General features: G+C 73.8%; 24 protein-coding genes. 8 read left to right on the forward strand and 16 right to left on the reverse strand.

All coding sequences use genetic code 11. The annotated features are described in order from the left end of the window. Positions 1 to 36: 36 nt before the first annotated feature. Positions 37 to 408, reverse strand: a complete 372-nt coding sequence (gene yidD / locus M8C11_RS13045; protein ID WP_252449709.1) for a membrane protein insertion efficiency factor YidD — start codon at positions 406 to 408, stop codon at positions 37 to 39. Between the two features lie 121 nt (positions 409 to 529). Here yidD and M8C11_RS13050 point away from each other — a divergent pair, with 121 nt between their 5' ends. After that, positions 530 to 1,390 carry an AraC family transcriptional regulator gene (locus tag M8C11_RS13050; RefSeq protein WP_252449710.1) on the forward strand — a complete coding sequence of 287 codons (861 nt, stop codon included), beginning with the start codon at positions 530 to 532 and terminating at the stop codon, positions 1,388 to 1,390. On the opposite strand, the gene M8C11_RS13055 is transcribed toward M8C11_RS13050, so the two are convergent. Then, positions 1,387 to 2,601, reverse strand: coding sequence for a phosphotransferase (locus M8C11_RS13055; protein WP_252449711.1), 1,215 nt, complete (start codon positions 2,599 to 2,601; stop codon positions 1,387 to 1,389). The genes M8C11_RS13050 and M8C11_RS13055 overlap by 4 nt on opposite strands. Before the next feature lie 108 nt (positions 2,602 to 2,709). On the opposite strand from M8C11_RS13055, the gene M8C11_RS13060 reads away from it, so the two are divergent. Next, complete coding sequence (locus tag M8C11_RS13060; protein WP_252449712.1) at positions 2,710 to 3,282, forward strand: hypothetical protein; 573 nt, start codon at positions 2,710 to 2,712, stop codon at positions 3,280 to 3,282. A gap of 6 nt (positions 3,283 to 3,288) precedes the next feature. Here the strand turns inward: M8C11_RS13060 and M8C11_RS13065 are convergent, their stop codons facing one another. After that, complete coding sequence (locus M8C11_RS13065; protein ID WP_252449713.1) at positions 3,289 to 4,446, reverse strand: hypothetical protein; 1,158 nt, start codon at positions 4,444 to 4,446, stop codon at positions 3,289 to 3,291. Positions 4,447 to 4,712: 266 nt separating this feature from the next. On the opposite strand from M8C11_RS13065, the gene M8C11_RS13070 reads away from it, so the two are divergent. Together M8C11_RS13070 and M8C11_RS13075 are read left to right on the forward strand one after the other, a co-directional pair. Then, a complete protein-coding gene (locus M8C11_RS13070; protein WP_252449714.1) occupies positions 4,713 to 6,254 on the forward strand; it encodes a gluconokinase in 1,542 nt (513 codons plus the stop codon). Positions 6,255 to 6,275: 21 nt separating this feature from the next. After that, the gene (locus tag M8C11_RS13075) at positions 6,276 to 7,787 is read left to right on the forward strand and encodes an SLC13 family permease (protein WP_252449715.1); all 1,512 of its coding nucleotides are present in this window, start codon (positions 6,276 to 6,278) and stop codon (positions 7,785 to 7,787) included. Positions 7,788 to 7,793: 6 nt separating this feature from the next. Here M8C11_RS13075 and M8C11_RS13080 read toward each other — a convergent pair whose 3' ends face one another. The 5 genes from M8C11_RS13080 to M8C11_RS13100 all read right to left on the reverse strand — a co-directional run bounded on the left by M8C11_RS13080 (position 7,794) and on the right by M8C11_RS13100 (position 12,638). Continuing rightward, complete coding sequence (locus M8C11_RS13080; protein WP_091418876.1) at positions 7,794 to 8,078, reverse strand: putative quinol monooxygenase; 285 nt, start codon at positions 8,076 to 8,078, stop codon at positions 7,794 to 7,796. Between the two features lie 27 nt (positions 8,079 to 8,105). After that, the gene (locus tag M8C11_RS13085) at positions 8,106 to 8,864 is read right to left on the reverse strand and encodes a MerR family transcriptional regulator (protein WP_252449716.1); all 759 of its coding nucleotides are present in this window, start codon (positions 8,862 to 8,864) and stop codon (positions 8,106 to 8,108) included. A 107-nt stretch (positions 8,865 to 8,971) separates the two neighbouring features. Further along, positions 8,972 to 9,604 (reverse strand): hypothetical protein, encoded by a 633-nt coding sequence (locus M8C11_RS13090; protein ID WP_252449717.1) that lies wholly within the window; start codon positions 9,602 to 9,604, stop codon positions 8,972 to 8,974. Between the two features lie 130 nt (positions 9,605 to 9,734). Next, positions 9,735 to 12,014, reverse strand: a complete 2,280-nt coding sequence (locus M8C11_RS13095) for an EAL domain-containing protein (protein WP_252449718.1) — start codon at positions 12,012 to 12,014, stop codon at positions 9,735 to 9,737. A gap of 129 nt (positions 12,015 to 12,143) precedes the next feature. Further along, complete coding sequence (locus M8C11_RS13100) at positions 12,144 to 12,638, reverse strand: transcriptional regulator (protein ID WP_252449719.1); 495 nt, start codon at positions 12,636 to 12,638, stop codon at positions 12,144 to 12,146. A gap of 77 nt (positions 12,639 to 12,715) precedes the next feature. On the opposite strand from M8C11_RS13100, the gene M8C11_RS13105 reads away from it, so the two are divergent. Then, positions 12,716 to 13,669 (forward strand): S41 family peptidase, encoded by a 954-nt coding sequence (locus M8C11_RS13105; RefSeq protein ID WP_252449720.1) that lies wholly within the window; start codon positions 12,716 to 12,718, stop codon positions 13,667 to 13,669. A gap of 10 nt (positions 13,670 to 13,679) precedes the next feature. Here the strand turns inward: M8C11_RS13105 and M8C11_RS13110 are convergent, their stop codons facing one another. From M8C11_RS13110 to M8C11_RS13140, 7 genes are all read right to left on the reverse strand, one after another. Further along, on the reverse strand, positions 13,680 to 15,185 hold the full coding sequence (locus M8C11_RS13110) for a hypothetical protein (RefSeq protein ID WP_252449721.1): 1,506 nt from the start codon (positions 15,183 to 15,185) through the stop codon (positions 13,680 to 13,682). Beyond that, positions 15,182 to 16,261, reverse strand: a complete 1,080-nt coding sequence (locus M8C11_RS13115) for a hypothetical protein (protein WP_256486363.1) — start codon at positions 16,259 to 16,261, stop codon at positions 15,182 to 15,184. The genes M8C11_RS13110 and M8C11_RS13115 overlap by 4 nt, the downstream gene beginning before the upstream one ends. Before the next feature lie 211 nt (positions 16,262 to 16,472). Further along, the gene (locus M8C11_RS13120) at positions 16,473 to 16,706 is read right to left on the reverse strand and encodes a zinc-ribbon domain-containing protein (RefSeq protein ID WP_120571482.1); all 234 of its coding nucleotides are present in this window, start codon (positions 16,704 to 16,706) and stop codon (positions 16,473 to 16,475) included. Positions 16,707 to 16,766: 60 nt separating this feature from the next. Then, entirely contained in the window at positions 16,767 to 17,612 is an 846-nt protein-coding gene (locus tag M8C11_RS13125; RefSeq protein WP_252449722.1) for an SRPBCC family protein, read from the reverse strand. Continuing rightward, positions 17,605 to 18,165 carry a helix-turn-helix domain-containing protein gene (locus tag M8C11_RS13130; protein ID WP_252449723.1) on the reverse strand — a complete coding sequence of 187 codons (561 nt, stop codon included), beginning with the start codon at positions 18,163 to 18,165 and terminating at the stop codon, positions 17,605 to 17,607. Before M8C11_RS13130 ends, M8C11_RS13125 begins: the two co-directional genes overlap by 8 nt. Positions 18,166 to 18,256: 91 nt before the next feature. Continuing rightward, a complete protein-coding gene (locus M8C11_RS13135; RefSeq protein WP_252449724.1) occupies positions 18,257 to 19,600 on the reverse strand; it encodes a class I SAM-dependent methyltransferase in 1,344 nt (447 codons plus the stop codon). Further along, positions 19,597 to 20,982 carry an FAD-binding oxidoreductase gene (locus tag M8C11_RS13140; protein WP_252449725.1) on the reverse strand — a complete coding sequence of 462 codons (1,386 nt, stop codon included), beginning with the start codon at positions 20,980 to 20,982 and terminating at the stop codon, positions 19,597 to 19,599. Before M8C11_RS13140 ends, M8C11_RS13135 begins: the two co-directional genes overlap by 4 nt. Positions 20,983 to 21,073: 91 nt before the next feature. On the opposite strand from M8C11_RS13140, the gene M8C11_RS13145 reads away from it, so the two are divergent. The 3 genes from M8C11_RS13145 to M8C11_RS13155 are packed head-to-tail and all read left to right on the forward strand — an operon-like array spanning position 21,074 to position 22,650. Beyond that, positions 21,074 to 21,544 carry an aminoacyl-tRNA deacylase gene (locus tag M8C11_RS13145; RefSeq protein ID WP_120571486.1) on the forward strand — a complete coding sequence of 157 codons (471 nt, stop codon included), beginning with the start codon at positions 21,074 to 21,076 and terminating at the stop codon, positions 21,542 to 21,544. A 40-nt stretch (positions 21,545 to 21,584) separates the two neighbouring features. After that, a complete protein-coding gene (locus tag M8C11_RS13150; protein ID WP_120573956.1) occupies positions 21,585 to 21,869 on the forward strand; it encodes a DUF427 domain-containing protein in 285 nt (94 codons plus the stop codon). A 58-nt stretch (positions 21,870 to 21,927) separates the two neighbouring features. Continuing rightward, positions 21,928 to 22,650, forward strand: a complete 723-nt coding sequence (locus M8C11_RS13155) for an RICIN domain-containing protein (RefSeq protein ID WP_252449726.1) — start codon at positions 21,928 to 21,930, stop codon at positions 22,648 to 22,650. A gap of 41 nt (positions 22,651 to 22,691) precedes the next feature. Here the strand turns inward: M8C11_RS13155 and M8C11_RS13160 are convergent, their stop codons facing one another. Further along, complete coding sequence (locus M8C11_RS13160; RefSeq protein WP_252449727.1) at positions 22,692 to 23,990, reverse strand: MFS transporter; 1,299 nt, start codon at positions 23,988 to 23,990, stop codon at positions 22,692 to 22,694. Positions 23,991 to 24,036 lie beyond the last annotated feature (46 nt).

Below are 24,036 nucleotides of genomic sequence, written 5' to 3' on the forward strand. Positions count from 1 at the left end.
TGGCGCCGGCACCTCCGCGCGCGGAGGCGGTTGGCGTCAGCGCACCGGGTCGTGGGTGCCGTGCGGCACGTCGGGACGGCATCGGCGTACCCGGTCGGCGGCCATCCGACCGCCCACCGCCAGCCCGTACCGCTCGACCGCGGCGAGCCCGTACGCGCTGCACGTGGGCGTGTAGCGGCAGGTCGCCGGCCAGCGGTGCGACAGCCAGCGCCGGTAACCGAGGATGGCGGCCCGGCCGACGCGGTCCACGGCGGGCCGGCGCACGACGCCGGCGGTCACCGAACCGAGGGTGAGCAGCATCGAGAAGAGGCCCAGGTCGCAGCAGCCCGGCCCGTCGCAGGTGGGCACGTCGCAGTTGCACCAGTCCCGGCTCTTCTTCTTGTTGTGGTGCCGCTTCCGAAAGATCACCACGTCATGATGCGACACGCCCGCCAGTGTCGAACGAGGCGACCGGATCGGGTCCGGTGTGATCGGGTCGGTGGGCGGCCGGAAACCTAGCGTCGAGGTCGTCACCAGGAAGGAACATCGGGTGCTGGATCGGCTCAACGCCGCGTTGGACCACCTCGAACAGCGGCTCGACCAGCCGCTCGACGTGGCCGCGCTGGCCCGGATCGCGGGCGTGTCGGAACACCACTTCGGCCGGCTGTTCTCGGCGCTGGCCGGAATGCCGCTGTCGGAGTACGTGCGCCGTCGCCGGATGACGCTGGCCGGCGCCGACGTGCTCGCCGGCCGGCAGTCGCTGCTCGACGTGGCGGTCCGGTGGGGGTACGGCTCGAACGAGGCGTTCGCCCGCGCGTTCCGCGCCGTGCACGGCGTCGGGCCGACACAGGCCCGGCAGGCCGGTGCGGTGCTGCGGTCCCAGCCCCGGATGTCCTTCCGGCTCGTCGTCGAAGGGAACACCAGCATGGACTACCGGATCGTGACCAAGGACGCCTTCCGGCTCGCCGGGTTGACGGCCCGGGTGCCGCTCGTGCACGAGGGGATGAACCCGCACATCGTGGCGTTCGTCAGGGGCATCGACCCGGCCACCGTGCGCCGCATCGAGGCGCTGTCCGACCAGGAGCCGCGCGGGATCGTCAACGTCAGCGCCGAGCTGACCGGTTCCCGTGACGAGGGCGCCGAGCTGGACTACTGGTACGCGGCGGTGACCGGTGCGGACGTGCCGGACGACCTGCGCAGCCTGCCGGTCGAGGCCGGCGACTGGGCGGTGTTCTCCAGCTCCGGCGCGTTCCCGGTGGCGGTGCAACACCTGTGGCGGGCGGTGTTCACGTCTTGGTTCCCGTCCAACCCGTACGAGGCCCGTCCGGGGCCGGAGATCTCGCGGGTGCGGGTCGCCGAGGGCGGCGGCACCGCCGACGCCGAGCTGTGGATCCCGGTCCGCCGCATCTAGGGTCGCGCCACCGCCGCCGCTCGCGCCAACGCGGCCGGCACGTCGTGTACATGATACGGGTGTTCGCTCGGCTCGATCGCGGCGAGGAACATCGCGTACACGGCGGCCAGCCGCAGCGGCGCGACCGGCCGGAGCAGGTCGACGGCCCGGTGCGGGTCGCTGCCCGGCACGTCGGCCCGCCACCGCCGTGCCCACGCGTCGATCAGCCGGGCGGCGGCGTCCGCGTCGACGTCCTCGGTGAGGCGCAGGATGTCGAAGGCGGGGTGGCCGGCGAACGAGTCCGCCCAGTCGATCACCGTCCGGCGCCCGTCGTCACCGCGCACGTTGCCGGGGTGCAGGTCACCGTGCACGAGCGTGTCGGGCAGGCCGCAGTCGCCGACCTGCCGCAACCGACGGTCGAGCCCGTCGAGCAGACCAGCGGCGGCCGACACGTCGTGCCCGGCCAGCCGCTCCCGGATCCAGCCCGCCAGCCTCGCCCCGCGCAGGTCGGGCGCCCCGGCCGCGACCAGCTCACCGACGACCCCACAGGCCCGCAGTTGCACCGCGTGATGCTCCGCTGCGATGGCAGCCCGCTCCCCTTCCCCGGCCCCGTACCGGTCCTCCCCCGGCACGTCCGCCAGCAGCATCCGCCCCTCCCCGTCGGCGGCGAGCACCACCGGCCCGTTGATCAAGGAGTTCGGGTCACCAGGGAGATCGACACCGACACCAACTCCTTGATCATCGGGGAAGGCCAGGACCGTGGGCTCGTGGCGGGCGAAAGGGGGGAGCTGCTTCAGCCACGCCGGGCCTTGGTCGGTGTCCAGGCGCCAGATGGCGGAGAGGTTCCAGGTGCGCTGCTGCGCCACGGCCGTCACCCGGTGGCCGAGCCGGCGCAGCTCGCCGGTCGCCCACGCGACGCTGTCGGCCGGACCGCCCGCCTCCGCCCACGGCTGGCGCAGCGGATGCGGCGCGAGGTCCACTGCCACCGGTTCCAGGGGTACGGCGGGCGCGTCGACGACCTGGGCCAGGTAGCGGACGTGACCGCCCGGCGGCGCAGGGCGGTCGGCGTCGAGCAGCCGCAGCACGGCGACCTCCAGACCGTGGCGCTGCCGGACGGCGGCGACGATCGAGCCGGCCTCCTGCCACCACGGCTCCGGTACGCCGAACGGCGGCAGCGCGCCGAGCGGGCGGCCGGCGGAGTCGAGCAGGACCAGCGTGACGGTGCGGGACACGGCCGGACGGTATCCGGGCACCCCTACGGGAGGCGAGCGGATTGATCCGGGTCCGGTTCGGGACCGCTCCCCGATGTCCCGCGCAGGGGCACCCGGAACGCTGAGGCGATGAGCCTTCTCGATTCCCGCACACGTCCCGCGTACCAGTGGTTGCGCCCGGTCGCCGTGGCGTCGGCGGTGCTGCTGCTCGGCTACGGCCTGCTGCGCCTGATCGACCGCCTGGACGGGCACAGCGACAAGGGCGCCTGGGCGTGGGACACCGGCCACACCCTGTTCCTGCTCGGCGTCCTCGGCTTCGCCGCGCTGATCGTCGGGCTGCACGGCCTGCTGCGTACCCGGTCGTCGCGGTTGCGGACGCTCGACGACGTGGCCGCGCTGGCCGGCCTGGTCGGCGCCGCCGCCTTCGTCTGGGTGATCCTCGGCGACCTGTTCCCGAGCTTCGCCGAAGCGGTGCGCACGCCCGGCCTGGTGTTGTTCGGCGGACCGCTGCTGTTCGAGGTGGGCCTGCTGGTGCTGCTGTACCGGGCGGCGGCGGCACGGCTGCTGCCGGTGTGGGCGCCGGTGCTGGTGCTGGCCGGGTTCCTGGCGATCGCGGTGAACCTGAACCTGCTGCCGGTGGGCGCCGCGCTGGTGCTGGCCGGGCTGCTGCCGCTGCGCGTCACGCCCCGCCCGGTGGCCTGACCGGCGTCACCGCCAGACGGTACGGCGGAACCCCTTGTGGCCGGCGCACACGTCGCGCTGGCCGCCGGTGCGGCTGACCGAGCCGTCGCGGCACTGCACCAGCCAGCCGCGGTCGGACCAGAACCCGGGCACGCACTCGAACCACTCGCAGACCCCGGCGGCCGGTCTGCGGATCCGCTGGCCGCCGCAGAAGTCGTACCCGAAGGGGTTCGCCGGGGCGCCGCAGCGGCGCTCGGGCGGCGGCTGCGGCGTGCCGCGCGGCGGGGCGGGACGGGCGCGGGACGGCTCCGGGCTCGTGGTGGGCCGGACCTGGACGGCGGGCGCGACGTGCTGCGGTGGGGCGGGGGTGACGCTGGCCGCCGGGGTCGCGGCGGCGGCCCGCTCCGAGCCGGCCCGGGTGGGCGGGTTGGACTCGATGAGCATCGCCGGCACGATCAGCGCGAGCGCCGCGCCGACCGCCACCGTCCGCCGGCCGCCGGGCACCAGGGCGGTGACGCGGGCCTGGGCGGGGGTGAGCACCGCGGGGCGTTCGGGCCGCGCGGCGGTGTGCTCCGCGATCAGCTCGTCCAGCTCGGCCACGACCGCGGCGCGCTGCTCGATCGCGTCGGCGAACGCCAGCGTGAGCGTGAACCGGAAGTCGGCCGCCGCACCGGTGGGCAGCAGCAACCCGGAGGTACGCCGCCGGTCCAGCACCTGGATCAGGGTGACCGGGGTGCCGGGGTCGTGGGACAGGCCGGTCATCCGGCCGTACGCCCAGTCGCGCCGGCCGCGTCCGCCGAGCAGCACCAGACGGCGGTTGGTGAGCACGGCGAGCCCGGCGTCGACCACCTTGACGCCCTCGGGGCGGCGCGGGCGCAACACGGGTGGGTCGGGGTCGACAGTCAGTTCGGGGGCGGGCAGCACGGCGGTGTGCCGCACCTCCACCAGTTGCGCGGCGGGAAGCGTCCAGAAGACCACTTCACCGGGGGCCAGCTCCATCGGCAGGCCGACGCCCGCCTGGGCCGAGCCGTGGAAGGACACCGCGAGCGTACGCAGGCGACGCAGCTCCTCGTCGCGGCGTCGCCACGCCTCGTCGGCCGCGCGGAAGGCCCGCTGCCGCCGCTCGTTCTGCCGGTGCGCCCACCGGTACCGCCATGTGGAACCCGTCGAATCAGTCTTCGCCACGCCGACTCCTCCGCCGCGCGAGCCCACCAATCGGGGTGTCATTCATGTCAACGGTGCGGCAGGGGTACGAAGACACGCGAAAGTCGCCAATTAGACCGATCGGCTGATTGACCTACACAATCGGCGGAAACTCGCGCGTCGATTCACGTTCCGTGCCACCGGCTCCCGGTGGTCCCGCTTCGTCATGCGCACGCGTGGACACGTCGGTAACGTCAGCCGCAACGGCGGGGCGGACCGCGGCCCCCGGGCGGCGAGGAGGTGCACCGGTGGGCGACCCGGCCGTGGTGGTGGGAGTGGACATCGGCACCACCAGTTCCAAGGCCGTCGCGTTCGACACCACCGGCCGGCAACTGGCCAGCCACTCGATCGGCTACCCGCTGGAGGAGCCGAACCCGGGCTGGGCCGAGCAGGATCCGGACGTGATCTACCAGGCCGTCCTCGGCGTGATCCGTGCGGTGGCCGACGAGCTGGGCCGGCCGATCGCCGGACTGTCGTTCAGCACCGCCATGCACAGCCTGATCGGGCTGGACGCCGACGGCACCCCACTCACCCCGTCGATCACCTGGGCCGACTCACGGGCCAGCGCGCAGGCCGAACGCCTGCGCGCCGCGCCGTCCGGGCTCGCCCTGCACCGGCGCACCGGCACCCCGGTGCACCCGATGGCGCCGCTGCCCAAGCTCGTCTGGTTCGCCGAGCAGGAACCGAAACTGCACGAGCGGGTCGCGCACTGGGTCGGCATCAAGGATCTGGTGCTGCGGCGGCTCGCCGACGCGCTCGTCACCGACCACTCGGTCGCCTCCGCCACCGGTCTGATGGACATCCACAAGCTGGCCTGGGACACCGAGGCGCTCCGCGTCGCCGGCATCACCGAGGAGCAGCTTCCCCAGCTCGTACCCACCACCCACGTGCTGCCCGGGCTCACCGCCGAGGCGGCGCGTGCCACCGGGCTGCCGGCGGACACCCCGCTCGTGGTCGGCGCCGGCGACGGGCCGCTGGCGAACCTCGGGCTCGGCGCGGTACGCCCCGGCGTGGTGGCCTGCTCGATCGGCACCAGCGGCGCGATGCGGGTGATGGTGGAACGCCCCGGCGTCGACCCCCTCGGCGGCGTCTTCTGCTACGCCCTCACCGAGGACCGCTGGGTGGTCGGCGGCGCCATAAACAACGGCGGGATCGTGCTCCAGTGGGCAGGCGACGCGCTCGCCCCCGAACTGGGCGAGCACGCCGAGGAGGAGCTGCTCGACCTGGCCGCCACGGCGCCGGTCGGCTCCGGCGGGCTGATCATGCTGCCGTACCTGCTCAGCGAGCGGGCGCCGCACTGGAGCGCGCTGCCCCGCGGCGCGTACGTCGGGCTGACCCACGGGCACGGCCGGGCGCACCTGGTCCGGGCCGCGCTGGAGGGGGTCTGCCAGCAGCTCGCCCTGGTCCTCGCCTCGGTCCGGGCGGCCGGCAACGAGGTACGCGAGATCCGCGCCAGCGGCGGCTTCGCCCGCAGCCCGCTGTGGCGGCAGATCCTCGCCGACGCGCTCGGCATGCCAGTGCGCTTCCCGGCCGGGCACGAGGGTTCCGGCTTCGGCGCGGCCCTGCTCGGCATGCAGGCACTCGGCCTCATCGAGTCGATCGAGGTCGCCGCCGACCTGGTCCGGATCGAGGAGACGGTCCGCCCGGATCCCGCCTCCGCCGCCACGTACGCCGCGCTGCTCCCCCTCTTCTCCGAGCTGTACGACGCGCTCGTGCCCACGTTCGCGTCCCTGCGGCGGATGGCCCCGAGCCTTCCGCCGGAACCACCACCCACCGCACCACCCCGCTGACGACCGAAGGGCGTGATAGCCGTGGTCACACTGCTCGCCGCACCGGCGGAACCGCTCACGAACGCCGGTGACGCCCAGCTCGTCGCCGCCGCCCTGCTCGGCATCGCCGCCGTGGTGGTGCTCATCGCCTGGGGCAAGGTGCACCCCTTCCTGGCGCTGATCCTGGGTGCCGCGGTGCTCGGCGTGGTCGCCGCCGTACCCGTCGACAAGATCGTCACCTCGTTCAGCGGCGGCGTCGGCTCCACAGTGGGTGGCGTGGGCCTGCTGATCGCGCTCGGCGCGATGATCGGCGGTCTGCTGGCCGAGTCCGGCGGGGCGGACGGCATCGTCGAACGGGTGGTCGGCCGGGTCTCCGGCACCGCGCTGCCGTGGGCGATGGCCGGTGTGGCCGCGCTCATCGGCCTCCCGCTGTTCTTCGAGGTCGGCGTGGTGCTGCTGGTGCCGATCGTGTTGCTCGTCTCGCTGCGGGTCAATGTCCCGCTGATCAAGATCGGCATTCCCGCGCTCGCCGGCCTGTCGGTGCTGCACGGCCTGGTGCCGCCGCACCCCGGACCGCTGGTGGCGATCGACGCGCTCGGCGCCAACCTGGGTCAGACGCTGGCGCTGGGCCTGCTGGTGGCGATCCCCACGGTGATCATCGCCGGTCCGGTCTTCGGCAACTTCATCGCCCGGTACGTGCCGGCCACCGCCCCGGCCGCGCTGCTGCCGACCCGGCGCGACGCCGCCGACGACCGCAGCCCGACCCGGCCCGGTGACGGACGGCTCGACGCCGACGGCGACCTGGTCACCGACGACGACCTGGTCAACCCGGGCACCGGACGGCCCGGCGGCGCGATCGACGAGCCGGCCGGACGGCGCTCGCGCCGCGCCCCGGCGCTGTGGGCGGCTGTGGTCACGGTGCTGCTGCCTGTGGTGCTGATGCTGCTGCGGGCCATCGGCGAGCTGACGCTCGGCGAGGGCACCGCCGGCCGCAAGGCGCTGGACATCGTCGGCACCCCGATCATCGCCCTGCTGGCAGGCGTCATCTTCGCCATGATCTTCCTGGGCTACCGGTCCGGCTTCAGCCGTACCCAGGTCTCCGGCTTCCTCGGCGGCTCGCTGCCGCCGATCGCCGGCATCCTGCTGATCGTCGCGGCCGGCGGCGGTTTCAAGCAGGTCCTGGTCGACGCCGGCGTGGGCAACCTGGTCGCGGACGCCGCCGAGGGCGCGAACCTCTCCCCGCTGCTGCTCGGCTGGCTGGTCGCGGTCGGCATCCGGGTCGCCACCGGCTCGGCCACCGTCGCCACGATCACCGCCGCCGGCATCGTCGCGCCGCTGGCCGCCACGCTCGCCGGCCCCGAGGTGGCGCTGCTGGCGCTGGCCATCGGCTGCGGGTCGCTGTTCTTCTCGCACGTCAACGACGCCGGCTTCTGGCTGGTGAAGGAGTACTTCGGGCTGACCGTCGGGCAGACCATCAAGAGCTGGTCGGTGATGGAGACCATCATCTCGGTGGTCGGTTTCCTCGGCGTCCTGCTGCTCGACGTCTTCATCTAGCGACGGTCAGGGAGCCTCGACGCCGGAGATGCGAAACTTGTGCACCTCGGCGCCGAGGATCTCCGTCACCTGCTCGGCCTCCGGTCCGGAGCCCCGGAACGCCAGCAACTGCTCGTCCGACTCCCACCGCTCGTAGACGTTGATCCGGCCCGGCTCGACCAGGTCCGCGCTGACCGCGAAGTCCACACAGCCGGGCGCGGCGCGGGCCGCGCGGACGGCGGCCTCGCAGGACGCCAGGTAGGCGTCCCGCCGGGCCGGATCGACGTAGAGGGTGCCGGCGACGATGAGCATGCCGGCCATCCTGCCACCGGCTCCGGGTCAGGACCGGGTGATCGCGTTGGCGTGGATCGCCTCGCTCAGGTACGCCGCCATCCCGGGCCGCAGCGTCTCGAAGTACGCGGTGAACCGCGGGTCCGCCACGTACATGTCCGCCAGGCAGGTGTGCATCTCGTACGGGCAGTCGTACCACCACTTGGTGATGAGCTGCCGGTGCTCCTCGGCCAGCGCCATCGCCTCCGGGCCGTCGGCAGGCGCGCCCGATTCCATGAGCGCGGCGAACCGCCGCCCCCAGTCCTCGTTCTCCGCCTTGTTGCGCAGCCAGTCCTCCTTCGAGTAGCGGCCCGCGCGTTCCTGCGACTGCCGGTACGCCTCGGTGTCACCCCAGCGCTGCTCGACCTCCTCGGCGTGCTCGTCCGGCTCGAAGTCACCGAACACCTCGAACCGCTCCTCCGGCGTCAACTGGATCCCCAACGTCCTCGCCTCCATCGCGTGTTCGATCGCCGCGACCATCTCCTGGAGCTTCCCGATCCGCCCGGACAGCAACTCGTGCTGCCGGCGCAGGTGCGCCGCCGGGTCGGCGTCCGGATCGTCCAGGATCTCGGCGATCTCCTCCAGCGGGAACCCCAGCTCGCGGTAGTAACGGATGAGCTGCAACCGGTCCAGGTCGGCCTCGTCGTAGCGGCGGTAGCCCGCCGACGTGCGCCCGCTGGGCCGCAGCAGCCCGATCTCGTCGTAGTGGTGCAGCGTCCGGACCGTCACCCGGGCCGCCCGCGCCACCTGTCCCACCGTGTACGCCATGGTTCCCTCCCTTCCGCGACCAAGACTCCCGCCTCCCGCTGCGTGAGGGTCAAGCCGGACAGCACGACGCCCCCGACCATGATCGGCCGGGGGCGTCGCCGGTGCGGTCAGTTGGTGACCTTCTCCTTCTCCGGGGCGGCGAAGGTCGCGTTGGCCGGAGTCCGGAAGGCGTGCACCAGGCCGGCGGCCGAGAGCAGCAGGAGCAGACCCGCGCCGAGGTACAGGGCCAGGGCGCCCTGCTCGGCCTTGCGGCCGAACTCGCTGAAGCCGTACGAGGTGAGCAGCAGGCCGCGCAGCGTCTCGCCCTTGAACACCGTCTCCCGCTGGGCGGTCACCTCGGCGAGCTGCTTCTGCAGGTCGGCCAGGTTGGCGGCGTTGCTCTGCTCGGCCTGGGCCACCTGCTCACGCAGCGCGGTCTGCGGCTCGCCCAGGTCGGCGTAGGTCTTGCCACCGGCCATGTTCTTCAGGTGCAGGCCGATGTACTCGTTGGCGTAGCACTCGGCCTGCTTGCCGGTGGTCATGTTCTGGCCGGCGTACTCGCGCAGGCAGTCCGACTTCTTCTCCTCGTCGGAGAGCTTGTCCGCCGGGGTGAAGGTGATGTGCTGCGCGCCGAGCTGGTCGCGTACGTAGTCGTTGGCGAAGTTGGCGTTCGTCGTGAGGACGACGCCGACGACGAGCAGCAGGACCGCCAGGCCCAGCCCACCGATGCTGAACAGCAGATCGAGCGTCCGTCGCTTCATATCAAACTCCCGTGTGGAGGGTGTGTTCGTCTTGTTGACGAGAACCATCATGGCCGCGGCGGGCCGCCGGTGAGCAGGGTCGAATCCCCTGTCTGGTCCGGGACCTTCGGCCCCCGTGGACCCGGGCCGGTCAGCGCTCGGCGCCGGCTCCGGACAACGCGGGGAGCAGGTCCGGCAGGGCGGCCGGACGGCCGTACCGCCAGCCCTGGCCCTGCCGGCAGCCGATCGCGGTGACCGCCGCGTGCTGCGCGACCGTCTCCACGCCCTCGGCCACCACGGCCAGGTCGAACGCGCCGGCCAGCCGGTTCACCATCTCAACCGTGGCGTACGCGCGGGCGTCGCCGGCGTCCAGCCGGGACACGAACGACCTGTCGATCTTCAGCTCGGTGGCCGGGATGCGGTGCAGGTAGCTCAGCGACGAGTACCCGGTGCCGAAGTCGTCGATGGCGATGCGGATGCCGAGGTCACGTAGCTGGGACAACCGGTCGAGCACCGACTCGCTGCCCTCGATCAGCGCCGACTCGGTCAGTTCCAGGGTGAGCGCGCGGGGCGGCAGACCGGCCGCGCCGACCGCGCCGGTGACGGTGGCGATCAGGTCCGGCCGGCACAGGTGGGCGGCGGCGATGTTCACCGCGACTGTCACGTCCGGCGCGTGCTCCCGCCAGGTGGCCGCGGCCCGGCACGCCTCGTGGATGACCCACCTGTCGATCGCCACGATCAGCCCGGTCTCCTCGGCCAGCGGCAGGAACCGCGCCGGGGTCAGCACGCCCAGCCGGGGATGCCGCCAGCGCACCAGCGCCTCGGCGCTGCGTACCGTGCCGGTGTCCAGGTCGACGATGGGCTGGAACTCCATCAGCAACTGACCCTCGTCCACCGCGCGCCGCAGGTCGGCGATCAGTTCGGCCCGGCTGACCGCCGACTCGCGCAGCTCCGGCGTGCACGTGCGGTACGCGGCCTTGCCGGCCGCCTTCGCCGCGTACATGGCGATGTCGGCGTCGCGGAGCAGGTCGGTGTGCGAGGTGTGCTGCGGCCCGTACTCGGCGATGCCGATGCTCGCCGACGGGTGGACGCCGAGATCCTCCTCGCCGGGCAGCGGTTCCAGGGCTGCGAGCAGCCGGACCGCGAGCCCTTCGGGCGACACCTGGCGCTCCCCCGCGACGAGCACCGCGAACTCGTCGCCGCCGAGCCGGGCGATCATCCCGTCCGGGCCGACCGCGTTCCGCATGCGCTCCGCGGTGGCGGTCAGCAGCCGGTCCCCGGCGGCGTGCCCGAACCTGTCGTTCACCTGCTTGAAGCCGTCCAGGTCGAGCAGCACCACGGCGACCGGCCCGCCACTGCGCAGCGCCCGCCGCAGCCGCCGTACGAACGTCAGCCGGTTGGGCAGGCCGGTGAGCTGGTCGGAGTACGCGAGCCGGCGCAGCCGGCCGACCAGCCGCAGGTTCTCGTTCGCGGCCAGCCCTTGGCGCAGCGCCAGCACTCCGAGCAGGCCCATCATGCCGACGAAGACCACCTGCGGGGTCTGCCCGCTGGGCTGCCGGGACAGCAGGACCGCGACGATCGCGCCGCCCACGGGCAGGTACGGCAGCGCGACCCGCCACCACGGCGGCAGCGGCGAGTCGACCAGGTCGTCCTCGCCGTCACCGTCGTTCGGCGGCGGGTAACGGGTGGCCAGACCGACCAGCAGGTAGCTCAGCGGCCAGCAGACGTCGACCGGGTGACCCGGCGTGTAGTCGCCGCGCGCGACCAGCGAGACGTAGACGGCGTCCGCACCGGACCGGATCGCCAGGCCCGCACCGATCACGGTGAGCGCCCGCCACATCGGCCGGCCCGGACCGGCGACCGCCACCAGGATGGTGAGCTGCATCAGGTCGAACATCGGGTAGAGCAGCCCGAACGTCCGCATGGGGTCGGCCAGCTCGGCGTCGGTGATCCGGTGGAACACCACCACCCAGCCGATCGGGATGAGGGCCAGCCCGACGATCACCCCGTCGAGCAGGGTGCGGGCCCGGCCGATCACGCTGCGCGGGCCGGTGCGGGAGCAGAGCAGCGCGGCGGTGCCGGTGACGATGCCGGCGGCGAACAGGCCCGCCACCAGCGGCGTGTGGGGCAGGCCGAGACCGCCGAGCCGTTCCACGGTCCACACCGCACGGCCGAGCGCGGCGAGGGCCATGGTGGCGGCGAGCAGTTCCCAGAACCGGCGCAGCACGGCCGGCTGTCGTCGCGCCGCGCCGGCGCAGAGCACCGCCGCCCAGCTCGACACCGCCATCGCGCCGAGGTCGCTCACCAGTGCCGCGCCGGGCAGCCGGGCGGCCAGCCAGGCCATCTCGCCGAGTACGACGACAGCGGCCGCGACGAGTCCGACACGGCCGACGAGCGGATGACGGGCCGGTGCCGCGGCGGCGAGGCTCACGTCGTGCTGGGATACAACGATGCGCTCCGGCTCTCTTCCAGACGTGCACCCTCGGCGACGAGGACCGGACGACGGACGGCGCAAGCCTAGTCAGCGCCGGGGACGGCCGCCAGAGTCGACGACTGTCGGTCAGCGGACCGCGGGCGGGTGCCGGTAGAGGGAGACCAGGACGCCGTAGCGCGCCTGTCCCGGTGGCGCCTCCTCGGCTTCGCCCACCAGTTCGTCCAGCGTGGACCGCAGGCGCTGCGCCTGGGCCGGGGTGAGCCGCAGGTGCCGCAGGTGCATCAGCGGGTCGGGGTCACCGGCGAGTTCCTCGGCGAACGCGCCCAGCAGGGCCGCCGTGGCAGCGCCGTCCGTGTCGACGCCGCCGAGGCGGCGGAACGTACGTTCGTGGTAGCGCTCGGTGCCGCCCCGGACCTGGCGGCTGTGCGCCGGGCGGACCATGCCGGCCTCGGTCAGCACCCCGAGGTGGTGGGCCACTGTGCCCTTGGCCGCGCCGAGGCGGGCGGCGAGCTGGCTGATCGTGGCGGGACCGGCCCCGAGCGCGAACAGCAGCCGGTGCCGGAACGGGTGGGCCAGCGCCTTGAAGTGTGCCGGGCTGTGGATCTCCAGGTCGTCGGTCACCACGAAAGCGTCTAATTCTCTTGACGCTTTGTCAACCGGCTGCTCTACTTCTCCTCCACCACGAGAACGGGGAATCAATGGATTCGCACGAGATCACGAGCATCGTCGAGCGGGCCGCCGGCCTGGTCACCGAGGAGTACGTCTTTCCCGACGTGGCCGACCGGATCGCCGGCCACCTGCGTGGGCGCCTGCGCGCCGGGGCGTACGCCGGTGCGGACGACGCCGCCACGCTCGGCGCGCTCGTCACCGCCGACCTCCAGTCGGTCAACGGCGACCTGCACCTGCGGCTCAAGCACCACGAGCAGCCGCTGTCCGACAAGGCAGACGACCCGACCGGGGAGCACTTCGAGCGGCTCGCCGCGCTCGGCATGGGCGGCGTGACCCGGGTGCAGCGGCTACCGGGCAACGTCGGGCTGCTGGAGATCCAGCCGTACGTGTTCCCGCCCGACCTGGCCGGCGACGCGCTGACCGCCGCGCTGCGGCTGCTCGCCGGCACCGACGCGCTCCTGCTCGACCTGCGCGGCACCGAGGGCGGCAGCCCGGACGGGGTGGCGCTGCTCTGCGGCTGGTTCTTCGCCGAGCCGACGCACCTGCACACCATGCACGAGCGCTCCGGCGCCACCCGGCAGTTCTGGAGCGCCGCCTGGCTGCCGGTCCCCCGGTACGCGCCGGACAAGCCGGTCCACGTGCTCACCGGTCCGGCGACGTTCTCCGGCGGCGAGGAGCTGGCGTACGACCTTCAGCAGTTCGGCCGGGCCACTGTGGTCGGCGAGCCGACCCGGGGTGGCGCGCACCCCCGGATCGGGCACCGACTGCACCCGCACCTGGAACTGACGGTGCCGGTGGCCCGGCCCGTGCACGCGGCGAGCGGCACGAACTGGGAGGGCTGCGGCGTCGCCCCGGACGTGGCGACACCGGCCGACCGGGCACACGACGTCGCGTACCGCCGGAGCCTGGAGGCGCTGCTGGCGGCGGACCCGGACCGGCCGACGGCGGCCGAGGCGCGGACGGCCCTCGCCGCCCTGGGCTGAGCCGCGCCGGTCAGGACCACTCCTCCGCCGGGGCCGGGTCCTGCGGCGCGACGGCCGTGCCGGGCGGCCCGCCGTGCGTCCACGGCGTCTCCTCCGGCGCGGGGAACGCGCCACCCGGCAGGAAGCCGTCGGACAGGCCGGTCAGGCAGATCCGCTCGCCCACCTCGGGGACGCTGCCGGGCGGCGCGGTCAACCCCCGGCCCATCCCGCCGGACAGTTCCAGCACCACCTCGGTCTTGCCGTCGCCGCCGGGCGTCACGAACACGACCTTCGCCTTCTGGCCCGGGCGGGCCGGGGAGTACAGCGTCGCGCCCACCGGCATCGGCACCGGCTCGGTGGTGACCACCTGGATGCGCGGGCGCAGCACCGGCCGCTTGCCGGAGTCGTCCACCCGCGCCGGGTCGGCGAGCGTCACCTCGCCGACGAACGCCTCCCCGGACAGCCGGTGCTCGGCCATCACCAGCGGATCGTCGTAGGCGCGCTGCACCGCCCACGCCGTCGACGCCCGTTCCAGCCGCTGCAACCGCAGCGCCGCCGCCACCGCGCCGTCGCGGCGCGGCTGCGGGCCGCCCCCGGCGTCGACGTGCTCGGCGTGCGCGGTGAACGCGTCCCGGTCACCGGCCCACCGGCCGGTCACCCGCGTGCCGGCCGGCAGCGTCCGCAGCAGTCCGACGCCGCGCCACATCAGCTCCCAGGTGGGCGCGAGCTGGTCGCGCAACAGGCCGGCAAGCTCGTCGTACGCGGCCGCGCGGGCCGCCGGGTCGTCCTCGGCCCGGGTGTACGCCTCGATCGCCGGGGCGAGCCGGCGGTTGTCGAAGTCCGGGTCGGTGGCCGGCCCGGCCGGCGGACAGTGCGCCGGATCCTCGGCGCGGGCCGCCGCCTCGGCGCCGGTCAGCCCGGCCGGCGGGTCCAGCCAGCCCAGCACCGCCGGCAGGTGCAGATCCTCGACCACGCTCTGCCCGGTCGCCCAGTGCAGCGCCAGCGCGTCGGTGAGCGCCAGCAGGGCCGACGAGCCGGGTTGCTCGGCGCGCTCGGCGAAGAACGTCAGCCAGCGGCCGAGCAGCGGCACCGACGGGTGCACCGGATACTCGCCGTCGGTCCGGCGGAACCGGGTGGAACGGCCGAACAACCGCAGGAACGTGATCCCGGCCGGGTTCGGCACCAGCAGTTGCGGCGCGTCCACGTACCGGTGGCGGACGTCGCGGCCCCGGTCCACCGGCACCGCCTCGGTCAGGTCACGGAACTCGTCCAGGTACGGCAGCACGATCCCGGCCAGCTCGGCGGCGAACGCGAACCGCTGGTCCCGGTTGCGTGGCTGCGGCACCACCAGCAGCCGGGCCTCGTCGGGCGCGGCGCCCACCATCGCGGCCAGCGGGGCGTTCGCCTCACCGGCCAGCGCGAGCGGCACCAGCACCAGCGGCCGCTCCGACAGGTGCAGGTGGCGGACCGTGGCCACCGGCTGGGCCCGCCCGGCGGCGACCGCCTGCGCCCGGGCGAGCGCGCGAAGCGTACTCACGCGGGGTGTCCGGCGAGGGCGTCGGCGCGCAGGCGCGCGGCGGCCCGCAGCAGCGCGGCGGCCTCCGCCTGCTCCGGCTCGGGCGCGGCCACTCCCTCGGCGAGCGCCAGCACGTCGGCCACGTCCTCGACGCCACCCAGCGCCTCGCGGACCGGCCGGCCCAGCGCGCCGGTCCGGCCGCGCGCCTCGTGCCGGCAGAAGTACGCCAGCTCGCAGGCGGCCAGGCAGTCGGGCGCGTAGCGCGCGGGCACCTGGTGCAGCGCGGCGGCGAGCGTGGCCGGATCGGCCGCCGGGTCGACTGTGAACCCGGCCGGCACGGCGGCGAGCAGCTCCTCGACCCGGGCCATCCGGGCCAGCTGGCGGCGCAGCACCAGCAGTTGCCGGCGCACGTCGAGCAGGCTGGCCACCGGCTGGTTGGCGAAGTCGCGCGGGCAGACCAGCACCACCTCGTGCGACACCAGCTCCGGGTCGCGTCCCTCGGCGGCGAGCAGCTCGCGCAGCGCCAGCACGTAGACGGCGGACTGGATCGCGGCGGCGGCCACCTTGCCCGGGTCGGCCTGCCCGTCGATCACCGGAAACGACTTGATCTCCACGACGTGGAACCGGCCGGCCAGCCGGGCGGCGACCAGGTCCGGCTCCAGGTGCACCCGGGTACCAGCCACGTCCAAGCCGAGCAGCGGATGGTCGAACAGCGCCGGGCCGTCGCCGCCCGCGGTGAGCGCCGCCCGCGACCGTTCCGGCCGGTCTTCGTCGGCGCCGAGGTCGGTCCAGGTGGCATCGGTCGGAACCGGTACGCCGAGCCGCTCCGCGACCAGGCGCAGCAGTTCCTTCCCGCCGTCGGCCTTGACCTGGGCCTCGAAGGCGTTGCCCCGGGTGATCGCGAAGCGGGACTGGCCGAACCGGGCCGGGAAGCCGAGCTGCTCGGCGAGCGCCGGCTTGTCCGCGCCCGCGCTGTCCAGCACGGCCCGCCGGGTGCAGCCGGGGTTGCCGGTCAGCGCGGCGATGGTGCGGGCGTTGTGCCGCCGGGGCGGCCCACCACCCCGGATCTGCGCCAGCCGCTCCTCCACGCCACCCATGATCCCAGAATAGGTGTGCGCACCCGGGGACTCAGCGGCCGGCTGAGCGGTTCCAGGGCGAGCGGGGCGACTGCGCGCCCGCGACCCGGCGGCTGCGGCGACGGTGCCGGCGCCCGGGGGTGCAGGGCGGTCGGGCGGCGGTGTGCACCGGCACGGTGGGCGGGGTGACCGGCTGCCGGCCGATCAGCCAGCAGAGGAAGCGGGTCACCGGTCAGCCGACCGGGAGGCGCTCGGCCTCGGCCCGCGAGATGTCGTACTGGGCGCCGCAGAACGTGCACTGCTGCGCGTACCGGGTGCGCAGCGGGATCAGCGGGATGAAGAAGAGGCTGAACCTGGTGACCCGGCGGGTGATCACCTGGGCGGCCTGGTTGCCGCAGTTACGGCAGACCTGGGTGACGACGCCGGACCTGTCGACCTTGGTCCGCAGCCCGAAGATGAAGAACATCGCCCGGCATTACCCACCCGGGGCCCGGGTTAAGCGGGCCCCGGGCGGGTCACCGGAAGGTCAGGCGGGAACCTCGTCGGTCAGCCAGATCGGTCGCCAGTCGGGCACCTCGTGGAAGCGCCGCAGCTCGGCGAACCCGGAGACGATGCCGGTCCAGGCGCCGTACGGCGGGTTGCCCTCGTCGAAGCCGGACTGCACGAACGTCAGCTTCGTCCGGCCCTCGGACTCGTCCAGCTCCCAGGAGGTCACGCCGGTCGGTCCCCAGTCGATGGAGAGCCCCCGCCCCGGCGTCACGTCGAACACCTTCGCGGCCTGACCGGCGTCGAAGCCGCCCATCGCGTACCGGCCGCCCTCCCAGGGCTCGATGCCGATCGGGTAGCCGAACCAGGCGCCGGCCTGCTCCGAGTCGGTGAGCGACGTCCACACCTTGTCCATCGGCGCGTCGATCAGCAGCTCGCCGCGCAGGTCGGCGGAGGTGAAGTCGGTACGCGGCAGCAGCGGCCGGCCGTCCAGGTGGTCGTTGAGGTTGGCGAGCGCCAGGTACCAGTACGTCTGGAGCACGCCGCGGATGCTGCTGCCGCTCATCGCCTCCTCGAAGCTGAAGTGGCTCTGCCGCAGCGTGAGTATGGTGCCGTCACCGTCGGGCTCCAGCTCGAACTCGGTGGTGGTCTCCACCCCGTCGAGTGTCCACGCGAAGCGCAGCGTCCGGTCGTCGACGTGCAGCAGCCGCTGGTGTGGCGCGTCGCCCTCGGGCGTGTAGCGGCCCCAGAACTCGTACCGCCGGGGAAGCTCGACCTCGGCGTGCTCGGCGAGCCACACGCGCAGTTCGGCGGGGTCGGTCAGGGCCCGGCGGACGGTCGCCACCGGGGCGGCGAGGCGGGCGCGGATGGTCATCGGCTCAGTCATGCTTGTCGCCTTTCGGGTAACAGGCCACGGCGAGCTTGAAGGCGTCCCCCTCGGCGCCGCCGTAGCGCGTGAACAGGTCCTGCAGCGTCGTCTGCAGGTCGTGCAGGAACTCCTGCCGCCGTTCGGCGGGCACCCGGATCTCGCCGGAGACGCCGATGGACGGAAGTTCGGGGGCGGTGCGGTCCAGCGCGGCGATGTCGGCCTGGACCTCCTCCATGAGGTCGAGCAGGTAACCCAGGCTCAGCTCGTCGCGGGCCCGGCGGGTGCCGCCGATGCGGCCGACCAGGCGGGGCGAGAGCCAGTACGACCGGGCGACGGCCTGGTAGATGCCCTCGGTGATGCCGCGTACCTGCCGCTGCGCCACCTGCTCGGCCAGCCCGGCCGAGACGAGCTGCTTGACGTGGTAGTAGACGCGCTGCGGCGTCTGCCTCAGCCGGGCCGCGACCTCGGTGCAGGTGCGGGGCTCGGCGAGTTGCCGCAGCACCTCGATGCGCTGCGGCTTGAGCAGGACTTCGGCCTGCTCGCGCTGTTCCAGATACAGGACGTCTCTCATGGCAAAATCAGTTTGTACGTACAAAACTTCTTTGTCAATGGCTTCGACGAAAGGCCGCGCGGTCCGCGCGGCCTTTCGTCGGTACGACCGGTCAGGGCGTCCAGTCCGGACGCAGCGGGTACCCGTTCACCCCGTCCGGACCGTTGTGCGTGGCGAGCACGTGGTGCAACTGGATGCCGTTGCGCTCGAACGCCAGCCGGGAGCCGGCCATGTAGAGCCCCCACACCTTCGCGGTGCCCGGCCCGACCTCGCCGACGCAGAAGTCCCAGTGCTCGACCAGGTTGCGGCACCAGCCGGCGAGCGTCAGCGCGTAGTGCTGGCGCAGGTTCTCCTCGTGGTGCACCTCGAACCCGGCGTCGTGGATCTCGCTGATCAGCCGGCCCGGACCGGCCAGCTCGCCGTCGGGGAAGACGTACCTGTCGATGAACGCGCCGGAGCGGTGCGGCGCCCGGTTGTCGGCGCGGGTGATGCAGTGGTTGAGCAGCCGCCCGCCCGGCTTGAGCCGGGAGCGCAGCGCACCGAAGTAGGCCGGGTAGTTGCGCACCCCGATGTGCTCGGTCAGCCCGATCGAGGAGATCGCGTCGAACTGCTCGCGCGGCGCGTCCCGGTAGTCCAGGTGGCGCACCTCGGCCAGCTCGCTCAGCCCCTCCCGCTCGATCGCGGCGCGCGCCCAGTCGGCCTGCGCCTTCGACAGCGTCACACCGAGCGCCTTGACGCCGTACTCGCGGGCCGCGTGCCGGACCATGCCGCCCCAGCCGCAGCCGACGTCCAGCAGCCGCATCCCCGGCTTGAGCGCCAGCTTGCCGGCGACCAGGTCGTACTTGTTCCGCTGCGCCTCTTCGAGCGTGTCGCCGGGGCTGCGGAAGACCGCGCAGGTGTACGTCATGGACGGCCCGAGCACCTTCTCGTAGAAGGCGTTCGACACGTCGTAGTGGTGGGAGATCGCGCTGCTGTCCCGGGTACGCGAGTGACGCAGGCCGGTCATCAGCCGCCGCCAGCGCGGCGCCGCCTCCTGCGGCGGGGGCGGCGGCGGACGCAGCCGTTCCCAGCCCAGCCCACGGACCAGCGCGAGCGCCTCGCTCATCGCCGGGAGCCGCAGCGGCACCTCGTCCTTGATCACCCGCAGCGCCTCGTACGGGTCACCCGGGTGCACGCCCTCCAGTCCCAGGTCGCCGCTGACGTAGGCCCGGGCCATGCCCAGGTCGCCCGGCGCGGTGAGCAGGTAGGACAGGCCCCGCTCGGTGCGGATCGCCAGGGTGATCCCGGCGTCGGCCGGGCCCAGCGCGCTGCCGTCGTAGCCGGTGACCCGGACGGGCAGGGCGCCGGTGGTGACCGCGCGGACCACGTCCGCGACTGTGGGTCCGGTACGCCGCCCGCCCGCCGGCGGGCCGGCCGGGGCGCTCGCCGCCCCCGGTGTTCGGTCGGTCAGACTCATGCTCGGGATACCGCCTTCTCGTACAGTCCGGTGAGTCGGTGGTCCGGGTCGTAGCGGTCCTTCACGGCACGCCAGGTGTCCCCGCCGTAGAGGCGGTCGAACTCGCCCCGGTCGTAGTACGCGTCGGAGTAGAGCGACTTGTGGCCGCCCACCTCCGACACCATGCGCTCGATCTGGCGGTTGACGTCGCCGTCGGCGGCGCCGGCCGCGATGGGCACGCTTCCCCAGAAGCCGATGTTCACATACGTTTCGCCCGGTTGGAGCGGATACAGCGGCCACGCCTTCGCCGACCCGGGACCGGAGGGTTCCCGCAGCCGCAGCGGGCACAGCCACACCGGCGTCATGCCCACGTTCGCCGCGAACCAGCGCAGGAACTCGGGCGTGCGGTCGAGCGGGACCTCCACGTCCTGCACCACGCGCTCGCGGGCCGGGCGGCCCCGCCACCTGTCGACGCGGGCGGCCACCTGGTGCCGGTGCTCCAGCCGCACGATCCGGTGGTAGACGTCGCTGCGCCGGTAGCGCCGCGGCCACAGCCGCCGCACCACCGGGTGCTGCACCCCGAACGCCGCCGAACACCAGAACCAGTCGGTGTCCCAGCGCCAGAGATAGTCGTACGCGGTGAGCGTGTCCCGGGTGCGCCGGCGCAGTGAGCGGTAGTAGATCTCCTGGCCGGTGTAGTCGGACGGACGCTCGTCGGCCTCGTCGGTGAACGTGCCGAGCACCAGGTATGCCTCGCCGGGGCTGAACACCACCCCGTCCATGGCGTCGACCGGCTCACCACCCCAGGCACCCTTGGCGACCACCTCGCCGATCGCGTCGACCAACTCCTCCAGCCGGGTGAACCGGATGTTGCGCAGCGACACGTACCGGCGGATCGGTTGCAGCTCGATGCGCAGCCGGGTGGCGTAGCCGAGGCTGCCGAGCGAGTTCGGGAAGGCCCGGTGCAGGTCGGCGTGCTCGCCCCGCGGCCGGGTCGTGACGATCTCACCCGCGCCGGTGAGCACGTCCATCTCCAGCACCGACTCGTGCGGCAGACCGTTGCGGAAGGAGGTGGACTCGATGCCCAGCCCGGTCACCGCGCCGCCCAGCGTGATGGTGCGCAACTGCGGCACGACCAGCGGCATCAGGCCGTGCGGCAGCGTCGCGTCGACCAGATCCTCGTACGTGCACATGCCCTGCACGTCGGCGGTGCGGGCCGCCGGGTCGACGGCGAGCACCCCGGTCAGGCCGCTCACGTCCAGGCCCGGGGCACGCGGCGCGGAGCGCGGCCGGAAGAGGTTCGAGGTGTGTTTGGCCAGCCGTACGGGTTCCCCGGCGGGCACCGCGGCGTAGGAGCGCCGCAGCGTGTCCACCGCCCGTTCATGATCACGGACAGCGTGCATGAGATCACCTTACGCGCGGGTACGACAATTCGTGGGACGTCCACGGTGGCCTCGCCGACTCGCGGTCGACTCGCGCGTTACCGTGACCGCCATGGCGAATCCCGCGCTGACCGCTCTCGACCACGCCGGCCTGCCGTACCGGGTGATCCGCCACGGTCCGGTCGCGAGCCTCGCCGAGGCGGCCGCGGCGCGCGGCGTCGAGGTGCCCGACGTGGTCAAGACGATCGTGGTCCGCCGCGGCGAGGGCGACCTGCTCTTCGTGCTGACGCCCGGCGGCCGGGTGATCTCCTGGCCGAAGCTGCGCGCCCTGCTCGGGGTGAGCCGGCTGTCGATGCCCGACGCCGAGGCCGCGAAGGCCGCCACCGGGTACGCGCGCGGCACCATCACACCGTTCGGCTCCACCACCGCCTGGCCCGTGGTCGCCGACGAGCGGCTGCGCGGCCGGGAGATCACGCTCGGCGCGGGCGAGCACGGCCTGGCCGTCGCTGTCGACGCGGACACCGTGCTGGCCGCGCTCGGCGCGACGGTCGCCGACGTGACCGACGAGGAGCCGACGCGCTGAGCAGTGGCCGGCACGCGACCACGGGCATAGCGTGGAGGACATGCCGAAAGCCGTCTGGAACGACCTCGTCGTCGCCGAGAGCGACGACACAGTGGTGGTCGAGGGCAACCACTACTTCCCCCGTACCGCACTGCGCGACGACCTGATCCGGGAGTCCGACACCCACACGGTCTGCCCGTGGAAGGGCACGGCCTCCTACTACACGCTCGAACACGGCGGCGCCACCAGCCCGGACGCCGTCTGGTACTACCCCGACCCCAAGCCGGAGGCGGAGATGGTCCGCGACCGGGTGGCGTTCTGGAAGGACGTCCGGGTCGTCGACTGAGTCACCGTGCCGCCGGGGCGACTGGCACCCGGCGGCCCCGGTGGGTCAGGATGCCCCCATGGCCGACCCGCACTCCGACCCGTCCGGCACCGTCTACGGCGCCCGCGGCGCGCGCCGCGCCCGTGGCGTCCGGCTGCCCCAGGACCCGCTGATGCGGGTCGCGCTGGGCGTCGGCGTGACGGGCGTACTCCTCGGGGCCTTCTTCGCCACCGGCGTGCTCGGCGGCGGCGGCGACCGGCCGGTGGTGCCGGCGGCCGCGGTGCCCACAGCGGAGCCGAGCGAGCCGAGCGCGGAACCGACGGCGGAGCCCACGCCGTCGTCGTCGCCCTCGCCGAGCGCCGCGCCGAGCACACCCGCCGCGCCGGTGGCGACGCCGAAGGTGATCCGGGGCGTGCCGTCCGGGCGCTGCCTCGGCGTGACCGGCGACGAGGCCGAGGGTGCGCAGGCCGCGCTCGCCGACTGCACCGGCGGGCCGGAGCAGCAGTGGGTGGTCACGCCGGTCACCGACGACACCTACCTGCTCGTGAACGCGGCCAGCAGCAAGTGCCTGGACGTCAACGAGGCGAAGACCGACGACGGCGCGGACGTGCAGCAGTGGTCCTGCAACGGGCAGGCCAACCAGCAGTGGCGGTTCCAGTCGGCCGGCAACGGTGCGGCGCTGCTGGTCGCCGTGCACAGCGGCAAGTGCGCGCAGGTCGACGACGCGGGCACCGAGCCGGGGCGCGAGCTGGAGCAGGCTCCGTGCAGCGGCGCTCCCGAGCAGCAGTGGGCGGCCGGCTGACCGGTCGGCCCCGGGTAGCACCGGCCGGTCAGCCCCGGCGGTCAACCCCGGTAGCTCCAGGCACGCCGGCCCGCTGCCACCGGCAGCGTGAACGCGCGCTCGCCGGCGGCACGGCGGCGCAGCAGCAGCGACAGTCCGGCCGCGCCGATCGACAGCGCGCCCGCCACGTACCAGGCCATCGCGTAGTCACCGAGCCGGTCCCGGACCAGACCGGCGCCGGTGGCCGCCAGCGCGGCCCCGAACTGGTGCGCGGCGAACACCCAGCCGAACACCACGGCACCGGACGCGCCGAACCACTCCCGGCACAGCGCGACAGTCGGCGGGACCGTCGCCACCCAGTCCAGCCCGTAGAAGACGATGAAGACCAGCATGCTCGGCCGGGCCGACCCGGCGAACAGGCTCGGCAGCACCAGCAGCGACGCCCCGCGCAACGCGTAGTAGGCGCCGAGCAGCAGCCGGGGGTCGACCCGGTCGGTGAGCCAGCCGGAGGCGATCGAGCCGGCGATGTCGAAGATCCCGACCACGGCGAGCAGCCCGGCGGCTGTGGTCTCCGGCATGCCGTGGTCGTGCGCGGCGGGCACGAAGTGCGTACCCACCAGGCCGTTCGTGGTCGCGCCGCAGATCGCGAACCCGCCGGCGAGCAGCCAGAACGGCCGCGTCCGCGCGGCGGCGGCGAGCGCGCCGACCGCCCGCGCCGCGGCACCGCCCTCCGGCCGGGCCGGCGGCACGACCTCGGTCGCGCCGTAGGCGGGCCGCCCCAGGTCCGCCGGGTGCTCCCGCAACAACCACACCACAAGGGGTACGACCGCCAGAGCGGCCCCGGCCACGACGAGTGCCGCCGTGCGCCAGCCGTGGTCGCGCACCAGCACCGCGAGCAGCGGAAGGAAGACGAGCTGCCCGGCCGCGCCGCCCGCGGTGAGCACGCCGGTCACCAGGCCGCGGCGCTCGACGAACCAGCGCCCGGTCACCGTCGCCACGAACGCCAGGGCCATCGAGCCGGTGCCCAGCCCGACGAGGACGCCCCAGCACAGGATGAGCTGCCAGCTCTGCGTCATCCCCACGGTCAGGCCGCTGCCGGCGGCCACCAGCACCAACGCGCCGGCCACCACGCGACGGATGCCGAACCGGTCCATCAGCGCGGCAGCGAACGGCGCGGTGAGGCCGTACAGCAGCAGGTTGACCGAGACGGCGGCGGAGATGGTCGCCAGCGGCCAGCCGAACTCGCCGTGCAGCGGGTGCAGCAGCACGCCGGGGGTGGCCCGGAAACCGGCCGCGCCGACGAGCGCGACGAAGGCGACGGCGGCGACGAGCCAGGCCGGATGCAGGCGGGATCGGGTCACCAACCGAGTCTCGGGCCGGGCGGCTCCTCCGACGAGTGGCCGGAAA

This window comes from Micromonospora sp. CPM1, from assembly GCF_023896895.1.
GTDB classification, from domain to species: domain Bacteria; phylum Actinomycetota; class Actinomycetes; order Mycobacteriales; family Micromonosporaceae; genus Micromonospora; species Micromonospora tulbaghiae.